The organism is Mycobacterium sp., from assembly GCF_049673265.1.
Lineage (GTDB): Bacteria > Actinomycetota > Actinomycetes > Mycobacteriales > Mycobacteriaceae > Mycobacterium.
The window spans coordinates 1-1644 of record NZ_JBATXN010000660.1 but is presented as its reverse complement, the minus strand read 5'-3'; the positions used below and the strand labels follow the sequence as shown (position 1 = coordinate 1644).

The 1644-nt window shown below is 66.4% G+C and carries 2 protein-coding genes; both read right to left on the bottom strand.

Annotation, left to right across the window (positions count from 1 at the left end; translation table 11 throughout):
- The coding region (locus WBF82_RS22365) for a GNAT family N-acetyltransferase (protein ID WP_424385116.1) at positions 1 to 493 on the bottom strand (493 nt) is incomplete at its 3' end.
- The coding region (locus WBF82_RS22360) for a polyamine aminopropyltransferase (RefSeq protein WP_424385115.1) at positions 480 to 1644 on the bottom strand (1165 nt) is incomplete at its 5' end. The genes WBF82_RS22360 and WBF82_RS22365, both read right to left, overlap by 14 nt.

Below are 1644 nucleotides of genomic sequence, written 5' to 3'. Positions count from 1 at the left end.
GCTCCGACGTAAGCGACCGCTCGTCGAGAAGCCGGAATCCGTTCTTCTCCAACACCCGTCGCGACGCGGTATTCGAGGCCTCGGGGTCGGCGATCACGCCGGCGCGCGGATGGCGTTGCCTGACGTGGGTGACCAGGGCAGCGATCAGTTCGGCACCGACGCCCTTTTCGCGGCGGTCCGGATCACCGATGGCGTAGTCGATCCCAGCGTCGTCCGGTTCGGTCCCGACCTCGCGGGCGTGCTCGGGGTAGTCCCGGCAGAGATACCACTGGCACCATCCGATCGGTTTGCCCCGTTCGAGGACCAGCAGAACCGACGTCGGCTCGATACCCAAGACGCAGCGGTGGAGTTCGTCGATCTCCTTGGCGATGGTCGAGCCAACCAAATACCAGCGCCCCACCTCCGGCGCGTTGAGCCACGCGGCCACCAGATCCAGGTCCGCCTCCCGCAGCGGCTCTAACGTCAGCTCGAACTTCTGGTTAGTCGTAGCCATGGCGCATGTCCTCGACAACGCGTGGATGTTCCAACGTCGAGGGATCGAGCGTGCGCGGCCGCACGTCGGGGGCGAACACGGTGGCGGCGTCGAGCACCGACTGATTGAGGAAACGCATCGGCGGCGCGTTGGGCGGCATCGAGGGTCGCGGCGGCGAGTCACCGCGACGCGCTAAGGCAAACCCCCAGTCGCCAAAAGTCGGGACATACACGTGGTAGGGCGTCACCGCGTAGCCCGCGGACTCGATCGTGGAAACCGTGCGCCAGAACGCAATCTGCGTCGAATACGGGCTGCCCGCCTGAACCACCATCAGCCCGCCGGGCGCCAGCGCACGCGAAACCAGCGCATAGAACTCAGTCGAATACAACCGGCCCAGCACCGGGGTGTCCGGGTCGGGCAGATCCACGATCACCGCGTCAAAGGATCCGTGTTGCCGCCCGCGCAGCCAGGTCATCGCATCGTCAGTGATGATGTGCACGCGCGGGTTGTCCAGCGAGCCGCCGTTCGCGGAACGCATTGTGGTACGGGCTAATTCGACGACTGCTGGGTCGAGCTCGACTTGCACGATCTTGTCGACGCCGGGCTGGCGCAGCAGTTCTCGGGCGGCCAGGCCGTCGCCGCCGCCGAGCACCAGCACCGAGTGCGCGCCCGCGCTGAGCGCGGGATAGACGAGGCTTTCGGTATAGCGGTACTCGTCGCGGGTGGAGAACTGCAGACCGCCGTCGAGATACAGCCGCATGTCGTTACCGCGGCGGGTCACCACGATCTCTTGGTAAGCCGACTGTCGGTGGGCGATGATCGGATCGGCGTAAAGCCGCTGGCGGCTGGTCATCTCGATGTCGGCAGCACGTACCAGCAGCGTGGCAAGCAGCGCGAGCGATGCGGCCAGCGCGCACAGCGCCGTGATCAGCTGGCGCGCACTAACCACTTGTCGCAGTAGGAAAATTGCGACGATCGTCGCGGCGACCAGGTTGATGATGCCGGTAGCCGCCGCGCCGCGGATCATGCCCAGCTGCGGCAGCAGCAGGAACGGCCACAGCAGTCCGCCGATCAGCGCCCCCAGATAGTCGGCGGCGGTGAGATTGGCCAATGTTCGGCCGGTGTCGGTGGGGCCGGACCTGCGGCCGCGTTGCAACATCGTCATCAGCAGC